13 protein-coding genes are annotated in these 15455 nt (G+C 64.9%); 9 read left to right on the plus strand and 4 right to left on the minus strand.

Annotated features, from left to right (window positions below):
• Positions 1–140: 140 nt before the first annotated feature.
• The 8 genes from lepA to nagZ all read left to right on the plus strand — a co-directional run bounded on the left by lepA (position 141) and on the right by nagZ (position 8520).
• Positions 141–1934 carry a translation elongation factor 4 gene (gene lepA / locus F3J19_RS15865; protein ID WP_167042959.1) on the plus strand — a complete coding sequence of 598 codons (1794 nt, stop codon included), beginning with the start codon at positions 141–143 and terminating at the stop codon, positions 1932–1934.
• An 18-nt stretch (positions 1935–1952) separates the two neighbouring features.
• A complete protein-coding gene (lepB, locus tag F3J19_RS15870) occupies positions 1953–2846 on the plus strand; it encodes a signal peptidase I (protein ID WP_167042961.1) in 894 nt (297 codons plus the stop codon).
• A 173-nt stretch (positions 2847–3019) separates the two neighbouring features.
• On the plus strand, positions 3020–4297 hold the full coding sequence (rnc, locus tag F3J19_RS15875) for a ribonuclease III (RefSeq protein WP_167042963.1): 1278 nt from the start codon (positions 3020–3022) through the stop codon (positions 4295–4297).
• A 54-nt stretch (positions 4298–4351) separates the two neighbouring features.
• Entirely contained in the window at positions 4352–5251 is a 900-nt protein-coding gene (gene era / locus F3J19_RS15880; protein ID WP_167042964.1) for a GTPase Era, read from the plus strand.
• Positions 5238–6146 carry a DNA repair protein RecO gene (gene recO, locus F3J19_RS15885; protein WP_167042966.1) on the plus strand — a complete coding sequence of 303 codons (909 nt, stop codon included), beginning with the start codon at positions 5238–5240 and terminating at the stop codon, positions 6144–6146. The genes era and recO overlap by 14 nt, the downstream gene beginning before the upstream one ends.
• Entirely contained in the window at positions 6143–6907 is a 765-nt protein-coding gene (gene pdxJ / locus F3J19_RS15890; protein ID WP_167042968.1) for a pyridoxine 5'-phosphate synthase, read from the plus strand. The genes recO and pdxJ overlap by 4 nt, the downstream gene beginning before the upstream one ends.
• 17 nt (positions 6908–6924) lie before the next feature.
• Entirely contained in the window at positions 6925–7410 is a 486-nt protein-coding gene (acpS, locus tag F3J19_RS15895) for a holo-ACP synthase (protein WP_167042970.1), read from the plus strand.
• Between the two features lie 81 nt (positions 7411–7491).
• Positions 7492–8520 carry a beta-N-acetylhexosaminidase gene (nagZ, locus tag F3J19_RS15900; RefSeq protein WP_167042972.1) on the plus strand — a complete coding sequence of 343 codons (1029 nt, stop codon included), beginning with the start codon at positions 7492–7494 and terminating at the stop codon, positions 8518–8520.
• Between the two features lie 210 nt (positions 8521–8730).
• On the opposite strand, the gene F3J19_RS15905 is transcribed toward nagZ, so the two are convergent.
• From F3J19_RS15905 to earP, 4 genes are all read right to left on the minus strand, one after another.
• Positions 8731–10113 carry a sigma-54 dependent transcriptional regulator gene (locus tag F3J19_RS15905; protein WP_167042974.1) on the minus strand — a complete coding sequence of 461 codons (1383 nt, stop codon included), beginning with the start codon at positions 10111–10113 and terminating at the stop codon, positions 8731–8733.
• Between the two features lie 185 nt (positions 10114–10298).
• Positions 10299–10514, minus strand: coding sequence for a hypothetical protein (locus F3J19_RS15910; RefSeq protein WP_167042976.1), 216 nt, complete (start codon positions 10512–10514; stop codon positions 10299–10301).
• A gap of 260 nt (positions 10515–10774) precedes the next feature.
• Positions 10775–11332 carry an elongation factor P gene (gene efp / locus F3J19_RS15915; protein ID WP_167042977.1) on the minus strand — a complete coding sequence of 186 codons (558 nt, stop codon included), beginning with the start codon at positions 11330–11332 and terminating at the stop codon, positions 10775–10777.
• A gap of 412 nt (positions 11333–11744) precedes the next feature.
• Positions 11745–12959: an elongation factor P maturation arginine rhamnosyltransferase EarP gene (gene earP / locus F3J19_RS15920; RefSeq protein WP_167042979.1), complete on the minus strand. Its 1215-nt coding sequence runs from the start codon at positions 12957–12959 to the stop codon at positions 11745–11747.
• 209 nt (positions 12960–13168) lie between these two features.
• Here earP and uvrC point away from each other — a divergent pair, with 209 nt between their 5' ends.
• Positions 13169–15400, plus strand: coding sequence for an excinuclease ABC subunit UvrC (gene uvrC / locus F3J19_RS15925; RefSeq protein ID WP_167042981.1), 2232 nt, complete (start codon positions 13169–13171; stop codon positions 15398–15400).
• The last annotated feature ends 55 nt before the right edge of the window (positions 15401–15455 follow it).

The following is a 15455-nucleotide window of genomic DNA, read 5'->3' on the forward strand; positions in this document are numbered from 1 at the left end:
TTCTGCGCCGTCTTTAGGCCAGGCCTTTGCAAGATGCGCCGGCCGACGGCCTTTTCGGCTAAAATAGATAGGTTTTTCACCTACTTACAAGGCGTGCTCCGCTATTGTCCGGGCGCGCCTTTTCGCTTGATCGGCACTGAATGGATCATATTCGTAACTTTTCGATCATTGCGCACATCGACCATGGCAAGTCGACGCTCGCCGATCGCATCATCCAGATTTGCGGCGGCCTGTCCGACCGCGAGATGGAAGCCCAGGTGCTCGACTCGATGGACCTCGAGCGCGAACGCGGCATCACCATCAAGGCGCAAACCGCCGCATTGACGTATCGCGCCCGCGACGGGCAGGTCTACAACCTGAACATGATCGACACGCCGGGGCACGTCGACTTCTCGTACGAAGTCAGCCGCTCGCTGTCCGCATGCGAAGGTGCGCTGCTCGTCGTCGACGCAAGCCAGGGCGTGGAAGCGCAAACCGTCGCCAACTGCTACACGGCCATCGAACTCGGCGTCGAAGTGGTTCCGGTGCTGAACAAGATCGATCTGCCGGCGGCGAACCCCGAAAACGCGATTGCCGAAATCGAGGACGTGATCGGCATCGACGCAACCGACGCGACGCATTGCAGCGCGAAGACCGGCCTTGGCGTCGAAGACGTGCTCGAAGCGCTGATTGCGAAAGTGCCGTCGCCGAAGGGCGATCCGGACGCGCCGCTGCAGGCGCTCATCATCGACTCGTGGTTCGACAACTACGTCGGCGTCGTGATGCTCGTGCGCATCGTCAACGGCACGCTGCGTCCGAAGGACAAGATCCGTTTGATGGCGACCGGTGCGCAGTATCCGGTCGAACATATCGGCGTGTTCACGCCGAAGTCGAAGAATCTCGAATCACTGTCGGCGGGGCAGGTGGGCTTCATCATCGCCGGCATCAAGGAACTCGCGGCGGCGAAGGTTGGCGACACGGTAACGCTCGTGGGCCAGCCGGCTCCCGAGCCGCTGCCGGGCTTCAAGGAAGTGAAGCCGCAGGTGTTTGCCGGTCTCTATCCGGTCGAAGCGAACCAGTACGACGCGCTGCGCGATTCGCTCGAAAAGCTGAAGCTCAACGACGCGTCGCTGCAGTATGAGCCGGAAGTCTCGCAGGCGCTCGGTTTCGGCTTCCGCTGCGGCTTCCTCGGTCTGCTGCATATGGAGATCGTGCAGGAACGTCTCGAACGCGAGTTCGACATGGACCTGATCACGACGGCGCCGACCGTGGTCTACGAAGTCCTGCAGCGCGACGGCACGACCCTCATGGTCGAGAATCCGGCCAAGATGCCGGAGCCGTCGAAGATCGAGGAGGTGCGCGAGCCGATCGTCACCGTGAACCTGTATATGCCGCAGGACTATGTCGGCGCGGTGATCACGCTGTGTACGCAAAAGCGCGGCAACCAGATCAACATGCAGTACCACGGCCGTCAGGTTCAGCTCACGTATGAAATCCCGATGGGTGAAGTCGTGCTCGATTTCTTCGATCGCCTGAAGTCGATTTCGCGCGGCTATGCGTCGATGGACTACGAGTTCAAGGAATACCGCGCGTCCGACGTCGTGAAGGTCGACATGCTGATCAACGGCGACAAGGTCGACGCGCTGTCGGTCATCGTGCACCGCTCGCAAAGCCAGTACCGCGGCCGCGAAGTGGCGGCGAAAATGCGCGAGCTGATTCCGCGTCAGATGTACGACGTGGCGGTGCAGGCCACCATCGGTTCGAACATCATCGCGCGCGAAAATATTAAAGCGTTGCGTAAGAACGTGCTGGCAAAATGCTACGGCGGCGACATCACACGTAAGAAGAAGCTGCTCGAAAAGCAGAAGGCGGGTAAGAAGCGAATGAAGCAGGTGGGCTCGGTCGAGATTCCACAAGAGGCTTTTCTCGCGATTCTGCGTGTCGAAGACAAATAAGCTAAGTAACGGAACCCTATGAATTTTGCGCTGATTCTTTTTGTGCTCGTTGTTTTGACGGGTATCGCATGGGTCGCTGACAAACTGGTTTTCCTGCCGAAACGGCGCCGCGACGCGGAAGCGGCGGTTGCCGAATTCGATCGTCAACAGGCACGCATCGGTGAGCGTTTCGCCGATGAAAACGCCGCGCAAACGCGCGCGCGTCTGCGCGACGACAAGCTGCGTCAGCCGTGGTGGCTCGAATACACGGCGAGCTTCTTTCCGGTGATTCTGGTCGTGTTCGTGGTGCGCTCGTTCGTCGTCGAACCGTTCAAGATTCCGTCGGGTTCGATGGTGCCGACGCTGCTCGTGGGCGACTTTATCCTCGTCAATAAATTCGAATACGGCCTGCGTCTGCCGATTACCAATACGCAGATCACGCAGGGCAGTCCGGTTTCGCGTGGCGACGTGGTGGTGTTCCGCTATCCGAAGGACGAATCGGTCGACTACATCAAGCGCGTGATCGGCCTGCCCGGTGACGTGATCGCCTATCAGGACAAGCAGCTCACGATCAACGGCAAGCCGGTTCCGGAAACGCCGCTGCCCGATTATCTCGACGAAGAGCGCCTCGGTTACGCGAAGCAGTTCGAAGAAAATATCGACGGCCGCAAGAATGCGATTCTGAATAACCCGGCCGTGCCGCCGTTCATCGTCGGCGCCGAAGATTATCCGTATCGCGACAACTGCACGTATAACGAACGCGGCGTGATCTGCAAGGTGCCGCCGGGCAATTACTTCATGATGGGCGACAACCGGGACAACAGCGCGGACAGCCGCTACTGGGGTTTTGCGCCTGAAAAGAATATCGTCGGCCGCGCATTTTTCATCTGGATGAACTTCAGCGATCTGCGGCGCATCGGCTCATTCCATTGAGTTCGCAGCGTCGCTCGCATCACACGCCGCGCCGATAACCGGTAACTCGGTTATATCGGTCGCGGCGTGTTCTCACGCTACTTTAAGAATTCGCGGTAACGTCGCTTCACCACGCTTTTTCCGCAGGCGCTCCGCGTTTCCGCCGGGTCCGGCGCCCGCGTTATACTCTGCTCATGCCCCTATCTCCGTTGGAAAGCCGTTTGCGCTACGAATTTCGCAATGCGGAATTACTGCGCCAGGCTTTAACACACCGCAGTCACAGTGCCACGCATAACGAACGGCTCGAATTTCTCGGCGACTCCGTTCTGAATTGCGCGGTGGCTGCGCTTTTGTTCCAACGTTTCGGCCGACTCGACGAAGGCGATCTGTCGCGCGTGCGCGCGAATCTCGTGAAGCAGCAATCGCTTTACGAGATTGCCCAGGCACTCAATATTTCCGAAGGCCTGCGGCTCGGCGAGGGCGAACTGCGCAGCGGCGGCTTCCGCCGGCCGTCGATTCTCGCGGATACGCTCGAAGCCGTACTTGGCGCGATATTTCTCGACGGCGGCTTCGAGGCCGCGCAGACGGTCATCAAGCGCCTTTACGTGCCGATTCTCGACCATATCGACCCTCGCACGCTCGGCAAGGATGCGAAGACGCTGCTGCAGGAGTATCTGCAAGGCCACAAGATCGCGTTGCCGACCTACACGGTCGTCGCTACTCATGGTGCGGCGCACAATCAGCAGTTCGAAGTCGAATGCACGGTACCGAAGCTGGACGTGAAGGTGTCCGGATCGGGCGCGAGCCGGCGCGCGGCGGAGCAGGCGGCCGCCAAGAAGGCGCTCGACGAAGTGATGGCGGCGGCGCCCGCTGTCGTTGCGAAGCCGAAGCGCTCGAAGGGCGCTCGCGCGGCGAAAAACGCCGAACTGGAGATCGTGCCCGGCGTGACCGGCGTTCAGGCTGCCCTCGATTTGCGCACGCCGGATCGCAAGGTAGAGCGCAGCACACTGCGGGTGACTGCTACGGCGGAAACCCCGGTGGAAAAATCCGTCGTGGAAAAGCCGGTTGCCGAGCGCGGCGCGCCGGCAGCCGTGGGCGCGCCGCTTGCGATGATCCGTGCCGCTCACGTCGAGTACAGCGCACAGGAGAAGGCCGAGCGCACGGAAAGGGCGGAGAAAGCCGACAAGCCGGCTGCTCACATGAGCGATCGCACTGGCGAGAAAGCCGCCGACAAGCCGGCCGACAAAGCCGAACCGCCCGCGGACAAAACCGTGGCGAACCACACGTCCGACACCCGGTCCGAAGCCGCGCCAGCTCGCGGTCCTGACCGTCAACGCAACCGCGAAGCCGCGCCGGGTGCCACCACGGCGCAAGCGCAAGTGCCGGCCGCCGCGGTTGCGCCGGCGCCTGCCGAACACGAACCTGGCGTTGCCGGCGCGGTGCAAACGCGCGTCGCCGATGCGGGCCATTGATTGCCATCGGCGCGTGCTTGCCGTGCGCCGAACCGAACCTGCCGTAGTCCGAATATGAACACTCCCGCTCCCACTGGTTTTCGCTGCGGCATGGTCGCGATCGTCGGCCGCCCGAACGTCGGCAAGTCCACGCTGATGAACGCGCTGGTCGGCCAGAAAGTCAGCATCACGTCGCGCAAGGCGCAGACCACACGCCATCGTATTACCGGCATCAACACGATCGAAGACGCGCAGTACATCTTCGTCGATACGCCCGGTTTCCAGACCAAACACAGCGGCGCGCTGAATCGCTCGCTCAATCGCGCGGTCACCTCGACGCTGACCTCGGTCGACGCGATCCTGTTCGTGATCGAAGCCGGCCGTTTCGGCCCCGACGATCAGAAGGTGCTCGACCTGATTCCGGCGAAGGTGCCGACGCTGCTGATCGCGAACAAGCTCGACCGCGTGTCGGACAAGAACACGCTGTTCCCGTTCATGCAGCAGATGAGCGCGCTGCGCGAATTCAGCGAGATCGTGCCGCTGTCGGCGAAAAATACCGACGACATCAAGCGTTTGATGGCGACGGTCAAGCCGTTTCTGCCCGAAGGCGAGCCGATCTACGGCGAGGACGATCTGACCGATCGCAGCGAGCGTTTTCTCGCCGCCGAAATCCTGCGCGAAAAGGTGTTCCGCTGGACCGGCGACGAGTTGCCGTACACGAGCACGGTGCTGATCGACAAGTTCGAAACCGAGGGGCGCCTGCGCCGCATCTTCGCGACCATTCTCGTGGAGCGCGACATGCACAAGGCGATGATCATCGGCCAGAAGGGCGCGAAGCTCAAACAGATCAGCACCGAAGCGCGGCTCGACATGGAGAAGCTGTTCGACGGGCCGATCTACCTCGAAACCTTCGTCAAGGTGAAGAGCGGCTGGGCCGACAACGAAGCCGGGCTTCGTGCGTATGGGTACGAATGACGCGTCGGCGACGCTGAATTCCGACGCGGCGGCGGACGATCCGGAGCACGAGCCGTCGCGGTCCGCGCGTAGCACGAGAAAATCCCCGGCCAGGGCCAGAAGCGCGTCTGCCGGGGACGGCGAGCCGCGCGCCGAAGCGCGCAAAGCGCCGGCCCGCCGCGCGCCGCGCACCTCCGCGTCCGAATACCGGATCGCGGAGCAACCGGCTTTCGTGCTGCATAGCTATCCGTATCGCGAAACGAGTCTGATCGTCGACGTGCTGTCGCGCGATCACGGCCGTCTCGCGCTCGTCGCGAAGGGCGCGAAGCGCCCGCACTCCGCACTGCGCGGCGTGCTGCAAACGTTCCAGCCGCTTTCGCTCGCGTGGTCGGGCAAATCCGAAGTGCGCACGCTGACCGGCGCCGAATGGGTCGGCGGCATGCTACCGCTGGCCGGCGACGCGCTGCTGTGCGGCTTCTACGTCAACGAGCTGCTGGTGCGCTTCTGTGCGCGCGAAGACCCGCATCCGCAACTGTTTCACCACTACGTCGTCACGCTGACACGCCTCGCGCACGACGAGCCGCCCGTGCAGGTGCTGCGTTCGTTCGAGCGGGTGCTACTGCGCGAAACCGGCTACGCGATGGCGCTCGATCGCACCGTCACGCGCAAGGCGGTGCTTGCCGAGGGCCGCTACGTGTTCGATCCCGAGCGCGGCGTGCGCGAAGCGTCGGACGAATGGCCCGCGCAGTGGCCGGTGATCGCGGGGCAAACCTTGCTCGATATGGAACAGGACGATTACCATCGAGCGCAGACCGTGGCGCAAAGCAAAACGCTGATGCGCTTCCTGCTCAACACCTATCTGGGCGGTACGCCGCTGGCGACGCGCCAGATCCTGATCGACCTGCAGAACCTATGAGCTTCTTTCTCACTTCGCCGACCGTCATCGATCTCGGCGTGAACATCGATCACGTCGCCACGCTGCGCAATGCGCGCGGCACGTCCTATCCCGATCCGATCCGCGCCGCGCTGATGGCCGAAGAGGCCGGCGCCGACGCGATTACGCTGCATCTGCGCGAGGATCGCCGCCATATCGTCGACGCCGACGTGCGCAAGCTGCGCCCGCTCCTGAAGACGCGTATGAACCTCGAATGCGCGGTCACGCAGGAGATGCTCGACATCGCGTGCGAAGTGCAGCCGCACGACGTCTGCCTCGTGCCGGAAAAGCGCGAAGAACTGACGACCGAAGGCGGCCTCGATGTCGCGGGCCAGTTCGAGGCGGTGCGTGCCGCCTGCAAGCAACTGGCAGACGCGAACTCGCGCGTGTCGCTCTTTATCGATCCGGATGAGACGCAGATTCGCGCCGCGCATGAAGCCGGCGCGCCGGTGATCGAACTGCACACGGGCCGTTACGCCGAAGCGCACGACCCCGCCGAACAGCAACGCGAATACGAGCGCCTCGTGCGCACGGTCGAATTCGGTGCGACGCTCGGCCTCAAGGTCAATGCGGGCCACGGTCTGCACTACACGAACGTGCAGCAGATCGCGGCGATCGACGGCATCGTCGAACTCAATATCGGCCATGCGATCGTCGCGCACGCGATCTTCGCGGGCTGGGACAATGCGGTGCGCGAGATGAAGGCGATCATGGTCGCCGCGCGTCTCGGCGCACGCGGATAACCCGGACGGACGCGCACATGGCGATCTATGGCATCGGCACCGACATCGTGCAGATGAGCCGCGTGGCCGCGGTGATGACGCGCACCAACGGCCGTTTCGCGGAGAAGGTGCTCGGCCCCGACGAACTGCGCGTCTATCGTGCGCGTGAGGCCCGCTCGGCGGCGCGCGGCCTCGCGTTTCTCGCGACGCGCTTCTCGGCGAAAGAGGCGTTCTCGAAGGCGATCGGCCTCGGCATGCACTGGCCGATGAGCTGGCGCGCGCTGCAAACGCTGAACAAACCGAGCGGCGAACCGATGGTGGTCGCCTCCGGCGAACTGGCCGACTGGCTCGACGCGCGCGGCATTACCGCACGCGTGACGATCAGCGACGAGCGCGACTACGCGGTGTCGTTCGTGATCGCCGAGACGGAGCAGGCGGGCGGGGCGCGCGCTTCGGCCGGGCAGTCCGTGCAATCGGCGGCGCAAGCCGCGGTTCAGGCGGTGGCCCAATCGGCCACCGAATAACGCACGACCTCGAACGCGGCCCGGACGAACCGCGTTTGTCTTCGCCTTAGATTCCCACAGCCCTTTTTCCAGCGGAACTCGATGAAAACCATTCCCGGACCGGTGATGCTCGACGTGGTCGGCAAAACGCTGAACCACGATGACCGACGCCGCCTCGCTCACCCGATGACGGGCGGCGTGATCCTGTTCGCGCGCCACTACGAGAGCCGCGCACAACTGGTCGCGCTGACCGAGGCGATCCGCGCGGTCCGCGAGGATCTGCTGATCGCCGTCGATCACGAAGGCGGCCGCGTGCAGCGTTTTCGCACCGACGGCTTCACGGTGCTGCCGTCGATGGGCACGCTCGGCGCGCTGTGGGACCGCGATGTGCTGCAGGCGACCAAGGTGGCGACCGCGGTCGGCTATATCCTCGCCGCGGAGTTGCGCGCGTGCGGCATCGATATGAGCTTCACGCCGGTGCTCGACCTCGATTACGGACACTCGCAGGTGATCGGCGATCGCGCGTTCCATCGCGATCCGCGTGTCGTGGCGATGCTCGCGAAGAGCCTCAATCACGGTCTCGCGCTTGCCGGCATGAGCAATTGCGGCAAGCACTTTCCGGGGCACGGCTTCGCGCAGGCGGACTCGCACGTTGCCATGCCGGTCGACGAGCGCTCGCTGGAAGAGATCCTGCGCGACGACGTGGCGCCGTACGACTGGCTCGGCCTGTCGCTCGGGGCGGTGTTGCCCGCGCACGTCGTTTATCCGAAGGTCGATGCGAAGCCGGCCGGCTTTTCGCGCGTCTGGCTGCAGGACATCCTGCGCAAGAAGCTGCGTTTCGACGGCGCGATATTCAGCGACGATCTGTCGATGGAAGCGGCGCGCCAGGGCGGCACGCTGACCGAGGGCGCGCGCGCCGCGCTCGAGGCCGGCTGCGACATGGTGCTGATCTGCAATCAGCCGCACGAAGCGGAGAAGGTGCTCGACGCGCTGCGCTTCAAGCCGTCGAAGGAATCGCAGCGGCGTCTGAAGCGCATGCAGCCGCGCGGCAAGGCGCTCAAGTGGAGCAAGCTGATGGACGAGCCGCGGTATGTCGAAGCGCAGGCGTTGCTGCGCGGCGCGTTTGAGTGATTTTTTGCCTGGGCTTTTGGGCGCGGCGGTTTTTTTGCGAGCGTTCGAGCGGAGCCGCCAACCTCGCGAATCAAGCCTGCGCATAACGCCACGAAAAACCCGGGTCGCAAAAAATCCGCCGAAAAAATGGCGCCTTGGAACGAATCAAGGCGCCATTTTTTTATGCGCGCTTCGATGCTTCGGCGATCGAGGCATCGAAGTGCCGTCGACTCAGTTCAAGCGCATCCGCTGCAGCTTGTTGTACAGCGTCTTCGGGCTGATCCCGAGCAGCGACGCCGCGCGATGCCGCGTGCCGCCCACCGCGTCGAGCGTCGCGCGAATCAGCATTTCCTCGACGTCCGCGAGCGGGGTGCCGACGGTCACCTGCACGCGGCTACCGTTCAGATCGCGGCCGTCCGCGGTGACGGCTTCGTCGGCGCGCAACGATTCGAGCACGTCGCCCGACGCCTGATACGCGCGCCGCACGCGATCCTGCAACTCGCGCACGTTGCCGGGCCAGTCGTGGGCGAGACATTCGCGCAGGAAGCCCGGCGCCGCCTGCTTCGCGACTTCGGCGGTGCCGCGTGCCGCAGCTTCCAGATTCATCTCGTCGATGATCGCTTGCGCGATCAGCACCGGATCGTCGCCGCGTTCGCGCAGCGGCGGCAGCAGCACCGAGGCGGCTTCGAGACGCAACGCGAGGTCCGGGTGCAGGCTGCCGTCCGCGACGGCCGCGCGTGGCGGCTTGCGCGTCGACGCGACCAGGCGGAAATCGGTCGCGACCTGATTGGTGCCGCCCACCCGCATGAACATTTGCGAATCGAGCGCGCGCAGCAGCGCCTCCTGCTGGGCGCGCGGCAACTCGGAGATTTCATTGATCAACAGCGTGCCGCCGCTCGCCTGCTCGAAGAGGCCTACCTCGCGCTGCTCGGCGCCGCCGAACGCGCCGCGTTCGTGGCCGAACAGCAGGCTGTCGAGCGAACGGGTCGCGGTGCCGGCCGCCGCGCCGCGGCAGTCGAAGGTGACGAACGGCCCCTTGCGGCGCCGGCTCATGTCGTGCAGCGTGCGCGCGGCGATCTGCTTGCCGGTGCCTGCTTCGCCGGAGATCAGCGCGGCGGCTTCGGTCGGCGCGAGATGTTCGATCGTGTCGTAGACGTGCTGGATCGTGCCGCTGCGCCCGAGCATCGAGCCGAACCGGCCGAGCTGGCGCAGCGACGCGCGCAGCGTCTGTACTTCCTCGGTCAGCTCGTAGGGACGCGGGACGCGCGCGAGCAGGCTGCGCAGGCGCGGGATGTTGACCGGCTTCAGCAGATAGTCCCAGATACCGTGCCGCAAGCCCTCGATCGCGCTCTCGACCGTCGCGTTGCCGGTCATCACGATCACCGGCAACGCGCCGCCCGGCGGGTGCGCGGGCAGATGCTGCAGCAGATCGAGGCCGCTGCCGTCCGGCAGGTTCAGGTCGACCAGCACGACGTCGGGGATGAAGCGCGTCAATGCCGCCCGGGCTTCGGCGAGCGTGGTCGCGGTGTCGACGGAGAAACCGTCGGCCGCAAGAATCGCGGACAGACCGGACAGGCTATTGGGATCGTCTTCAACAATCAGTGCGTGTGGCATGGCGAGCGCAATTTTTTGAATGGATGAAATGCCTGGCGCGCCGCTAAGGCTGCGATGGCGCGCATCGCGGGCTCCGAAGGCTCTGGCGGGCTCGATGACAGGTCATGCTGGTCCTTGGGCTTCGGGAACGGGGCCCGGGCTGCGCCGCTTGCGCACCGCGCGGGCCGGGTTTGTAGTTCCTTCACTCATCCTGTCAGAAATCCCGGTTGTTGGCGAAAAAACCGGCGCACTGCGAGTTCCGCTTCCGCGCGGGGGCAGCCATGACGTTTCCGGATCAGGCCGGCGAGCCTGCCGGCGCAGTCTTCGGCCCCGGCCGGTTCGTCGTCCGTCAACCTGCACGATGCGGCCTTTTCCTTGCCGACTATCTGCTTCCACCTGCCTGCGGCGATGTCGCGGTTCACGGCGCGTCTCCCGGTTGGAAAAACAAGCTAGCCTGTCTTGCCATCAAGCAGGGACCGTGCCAAAGAAATTTTCCGAGATGTATCAACGGTTTGTTCGCAATCGGCGATGAAATCGGGACGTCGCAATGGTAATTTTGAATAACGCTCCCGGTAAAGTTTTCCTCACTCTGCATGGCGAACCAGAAAAGAAAAAGCGCCCCTTGGGGCGCTTTTTGGCGGCGGACCGGCAGGGTGCCGACGCTGGAGAGCCGCTCGGACGCTTAGGCGCGGCTGCGGTACTCGTGGGTACGCGTGTCGATTTCGATCTTGTCGCCGATGTTGCAGAAGAGCGGCACTTGCAGTTCGAAACCGGTGTTCAGCTTGGCGTTCTTCAGCACCTTGCCCGACGACGTGTCGCCCTTGACAGCCGGTTCCGTGTAGATGATTTCGCGAACCAGCGTGGTCGGCAGTTCGACCGAGATTGCCTTCTCGTTGTAGAACACGACTTCGCAAGCCATGCCGTCTTCGAGGTAGTGCAGCGCGTCGCCCATCATTTCGGCTTCGACTTCGTACTGGTTGTAGTCGGCGTCCATGAACACGTACATCGGGTCGGCGAAGTACGAGTACGTCACTTCCTTGCGCTCGAGCACGACGACGTCGAATTTGTCGTCGGCCTTGTACACGGTTTCCATGCCCGAGCCGGTCAGCAGGTTCTTGAACTTCATCTTGACGACGGCGGCGTTACGGCCCGATTTGTTGTACTCGGCCTTTTGCACGACCATGGCGTCTGCGCCGATCATCACGACGTTGCCGGTGCGGAGTTCCTGTGCGGTCTTCATAAAACTGTCCTGTGCGAGATAAATAGCTTAACTGTTGCTCAACGGCATAGGCGCCAAGCGGCTTCGGCGTTTCGCCCATCGCCGGCCGCGCCGCGGGAAGCGGTGGCTGGCAAGCGCATGCACGAAACGGGGCCGGCCTGTGGCGGGGGCGAGCGGCGGGCCGCTTCGCGCAGCCGCCGGTGTCCGCCATCCTGCCAGTCCGTTACCTGATTTTTACCCTGTGCGGGCGTGTACACGAGTGGCGCCGACCCGCAGCATACGTTCCCTTTGCGCCCTTTTCTTGACAGCTGCGTGTCCGACCCGAAGGTTGGGGCGCATGACGCGTGTTCTGCAGGGACGGGTCAGGTGGGCTGACCCGGAGCGTGTTGCTGGAATCGGGCCGCGCTTGCGTCGTCGGCCGTTGGATAACCGCTTATTTTAACTGAGTTTTTGCGAACGATGTCAGGTTTCCGGCGAGATCGCCCACCTGCGCGAGCTCGCCCGCCCATGCGGTGGCGCGCTGTCTCAGTGTCGGGTAGTGGCGCTGGAACTGCGCCCAGTCCGGCTGGCCCGCGCCGTTCCAGGCGTGCCAGAAGCGTTCGAGCGCGGCGCGCGCGTCGGCCGGCAGCGTGCGCGTGTAGTGGGCGAGCGCGGCGTCGAGCTTCGGCAGATGCGCGTCGTCCGCTTGCGGGTAGATGTGCCAGATGAACGGTTTCGCGGCCCATTGGGCGCGCACGAACGAATCCTCGCCGCGCACGAAGTTGACGTCGCTCGCCCACAGCAGCGCGTCGTAGCCGGTTTGCTCGGTGAAGGCGAGCGCATGGGCGCTGAGGTTGCCACGCGTCGCGTGCGTGCCCGCGGCAAACGACGGCAGTCCGAAAAAGCGCGCGAGTGCGCCGGAAATACGGCCTTCGGGTACCAGCAGCACGACGGGCGTGACGCTGTCGCGCCATTGTTCGAGCAGGCTGTCGACGGCCGGGTTTTCGTACGCGAACAGCGAGACGACGGTGGCCGAAGCCGGCGGCGGCGCTTCGCCGGTGGCCGCGAGCCACCACGCGGCGCGGGCGGCCGGCGAGCCCTCGAACTCGGCGCGCGCCGCGTCGAGATCGCGCTCCTTGAGCACGCCGCCGGTGCCGGGGCCGAGTCCGGGGAAAAAGAACGTCTTGCTGAGCGCGTAACGCGGATGCGGCGACGGACGCAGATGGAAATCCGCGACCCAGTCCTCGGCACTCAGATATTCGAGGTTGAGCCAGAGCGGCGCGCGCACGCGTTCGGCCATGGCGGCGATATAGATGGGCGGCAGTTCGCAGGCGAACGCTTCGATCACGACATCGGCGACGTCGAGCGTCTCGCCCGCGTGAGCCGGCTCGTGCCAGTGCTCGATGACGATCCCGTCGAGTGTCTGCCGCGCGCGCTCGGGTGCGAGCCGTGGGCACAGCTTCTGGAACGCGTGCAGATCGTCGACGAACAGGCGCACCTGCCAGCCATGCTCGTTCGCAAGCTGACGCGCAAGACGCCAGCACACGCCGATGTCGCCGAAATTGTCGATCACCGCGCAGAAGATGTCGCAGGCGAGCGGGGCCGCCGCGGCGGACGGGGCAGTGGACGAGGCGGTGGTCGATGCGGAAGCGGGCGGGACACTGGACATGGCGGTCTGGGTCGCGGGTTCGGGTCGTGGATGCGGTCGGAACGGCTGCGGCGGGCGCTGCCGCGTCATCGCGCGGCGGGGCTCGGACGCGCGAGGAATGTTCTAAACTGGCGATTCTAAAGCCTCGTTGACGATTCGCGCGCCCGGCTCCCCGAAGGCGCGGCACGCGGCGCAAGGCTCCGCGAGACCGTCCCCATCCAAGACCCTGCATGACCGCACCCGAAGCAACCGACGCAAACGAGGCGCCCGACGCCTTCGAGCCGAAAAAAGTGCTCGCCCAGCTGCCGCATCTGCCCGGCGTCTACCGTTATTACGACACGAGCGGCGCGGTGCTCTACGTCGGCAAGGCGCGCGATCTGAAGAAGCGCGTTTCGAGCTATTTCACGAAGACGCAGCTCTCGCCGCGCATCGCGATGATGGTCACGCGCATCGCGCGCATCGAGACGACCGTGACGCGCTCCGAAGCCGAGGCGCTGCTGCTCGAAAACAATCTGATCAAGGCGCTCGCGCCGCGTTACAACATCCTGTTTCGCGACGACAAGTCGTATCCGTATCTGAAGCTGACCGGCCACAAGTTTCCGCGCATGGCGTATTACCGCGGCTCGGTCGATCGCAAGAACCAGTACTTCGGGCCGTTTCCGAGCGCGTGGGCAGTGCGCGAGAGCATTCAGATCCTGCAGCGCGTGTTCCAGTTGCGCACCTGTGAAGACTCGGTGTTCAACAACCGCACGCGGCCGTGTCTGCTGCATCAGATCGGCCGCTGCACCGCGCCGTGCGTCGCGAACATCAGCGAAGAGGATTACGCGCGAGACGTCGCCAACGCATCGCGCTTTCTGCTCGGCCGCCAGGGCGAGGTGATGAAGGAGCTCGAGCAGAAGATGCATGCGTTTGCGAGCGAGCTCAAGTTCGAGCAGGCCGCGGCGGTGCGCAACCAGATGAGTTCGCTCTCGACGGTGCTGCATCAGCAGGCGATCGAGGTCGGCAGCGACAGCGACGTCGACATTCTCGCGGTGGTTGCGCTGGGCGGGCGCGTCTGCGTGAATCTCGCGATGGTGCGCGGCGGCCGGCACCTCGGCGACAAGGCGTATTTCCCCACGCACGTGGAAAGCGCGTTGACCGCCGCCGAAGGCGGGCTCGGCGAGGACGGCGGCGAGGTGCGGGACGCTGCTTCGGACCTGCTCGCGCGCGATGGCGGCGCGGGTGAGGACGGCGAGGAGCGTGTCGGCAGCGCGGCGGCCGTCGGCGATGCCGACGCGCTTGCGCTCGCGATCGCGCGGGACATGCCCGCGGAAGACGAAGAACCCGACATCGCCGCAGAGGAAGCCGAGGACGCCGGGCAAGCCGGCGCGGCCGCCGCCTCGAAGCGCCGCAAAGGCCGCGCATCCGGCGGCATCGAAGCCGAAGTGCTCGAAGCGTTCATCGCGCAGCATTACCTCGGCAATCGCGTGCCGCCTGTGCTGGTGGTCAGCCACGCGCCGGGCCGCGAACTCGTCGACGTGCTCACGGAGCAGGCGGGGCACAAGGTGAACGTGCTGCGTCAGCCGCAAGGACAGCGCCGCGCATGGCTCGCGATGGCCGAGCAGAATGCGCGGCTCGCGCTGGCCCGGCTGCTTTCCGAGCAGGGCTCGCAACAGGCTCGCACGCGCGCGCTGACCGACACGCTCGGCATGGAGTGCGACGACCTCGCGCATCTGCGCATCGAATGCTTCGACATCAGCCACACGATGGGCGAGGCGACGCAGGCGTCGTGCGTCGTCTATCACCATCACAAGATGCAGTCGTCCGAGTACCGCCGCTACAACATCACCGGCATCACGCCCGGCGACGACTACGCGGCGATGCGCCAGGTGCTCACGCGCCGTTACGAGAAGATGGTCGCGCAGGCTGCCGCGAATTCCGCTGATGAAGCCGCGCAGGCGCAAGGCGCTGCGGCCGCCGATCCGTCGCTCGCGGCCGAGGCCGCTGAGGCCACCGAGCCGGGCGCGGCGGGCGGCGTTCTGCCGACCATCGTGCTGATCGACGGCGGCAAAGGCCAGGTGGAGATCGCGCGCCAGGTGTTCACCGAGCTGGGGCTCGACACCGGCATGCTGGTCGGCGTCGCGAAGGGGGAGGGGCGCAAGGTCGGCCTCGAAACCCTGATTTTCGCCGACGGCCGCACGCCGCTCGAACTCGGCAAGGAAAGCGCCGCGCTGATGCTGGTCGCGCAGATTCGCGACGAGGCGCACCGCTTTGCGATTACCGGCATGCGCGCGAAGCGCGGCAAAACGCGGCAGACTTCGCGGCTCGAAGAGCTCGAAGGCGTCGGGGCGAAGCGGCGTCAGCGGCTGCTCGCGCGCTTCGGCGGGCTGCGCGGTGTGGTGGCCGCGAGTGTCGAGGATCTGGCGAGCGTCGAAGGCATTTCGCAGGCGCTGGCCGAGCAGATTTACCGGCAACTGCACTGAGTGCGTTGCGTCTGGTGTCTGGTGCGCGGGTCGTTTTTGTCGGGCGCGCTGTATC

It is taken from the genome of Burkholderia sp. Ax-1724 (assembly GCF_011752995.1).
In the GTDB taxonomy this organism is placed as follows: domain Bacteria; phylum Pseudomonadota; class Gammaproteobacteria; order Burkholderiales; family Burkholderiaceae; genus Paraburkholderia.

Excerpts from the sequence above, each read along its gene's own strand:
- efp (WP_167042977.1), bottom strand. The coding sequence starts at position 11,332 with ATGAAGACCGCACAGGAACTCCGCACCGGCAACGTCGTGATGATCGGC.
- lepB (WP_167042961.1), top strand. The coding sequence starts at position 1,953 with ATGAATTTTGCGCTGATTCTTTTTGTGCTCGTTGTTTTGACGGGTATC.
- earP (WP_167042979.1), bottom strand. The coding sequence starts at position 12,959 with ATGTCCAGTGTCCCGCCCGCTTCCGCATCGACCACCGCCTCGTCCACT.
- rnc (WP_167042963.1), top strand. The coding sequence starts at position 3,020 with ATGCCCCTATCTCCGTTGGAAAGCCGTTTGCGCTACGAATTTCGCAAT.
- lepA (WP_167042959.1), top strand. The coding sequence starts at position 141 with ATGGATCATATTCGTAACTTTTCGATCATTGCGCACATCGACCATGGC.
- era (WP_167042964.1), top strand. The coding sequence starts at position 4,352 with ATGAACACTCCCGCTCCCACTGGTTTTCGCTGCGGCATGGTCGCGATC.
- pdxJ (WP_167042968.1), top strand. The coding sequence starts at position 6,143 with ATGAGCTTCTTTCTCACTTCGCCGACCGTCATCGATCTCGGCGTGAAC.
- nagZ (WP_167042972.1), top strand. The coding sequence starts at position 7,492 with ATGAAAACCATTCCCGGACCGGTGATGCTCGACGTGGTCGGCAAAACG.
- uvrC (WP_167042981.1), top strand. The coding sequence starts at position 13,169 with ATGACCGCACCCGAAGCAACCGACGCAAACGAGGCGCCCGACGCCTTC.
- recO (WP_167042966.1), top strand. The coding sequence starts at position 5,238 with ATGGGTACGAATGACGCGTCGGCGACGCTGAATTCCGACGCGGCGGCG.
- acpS (WP_167042970.1), top strand. The coding sequence starts at position 6,925 with ATGGCGATCTATGGCATCGGCACCGACATCGTGCAGATGAGCCGCGTG.
- F3J19_RS15905 (WP_167042974.1), bottom strand. The coding sequence starts at position 10,113 with ATGCCACACGCACTGATTGTTGAAGACGATCCCAATAGCCTGTCCGGT.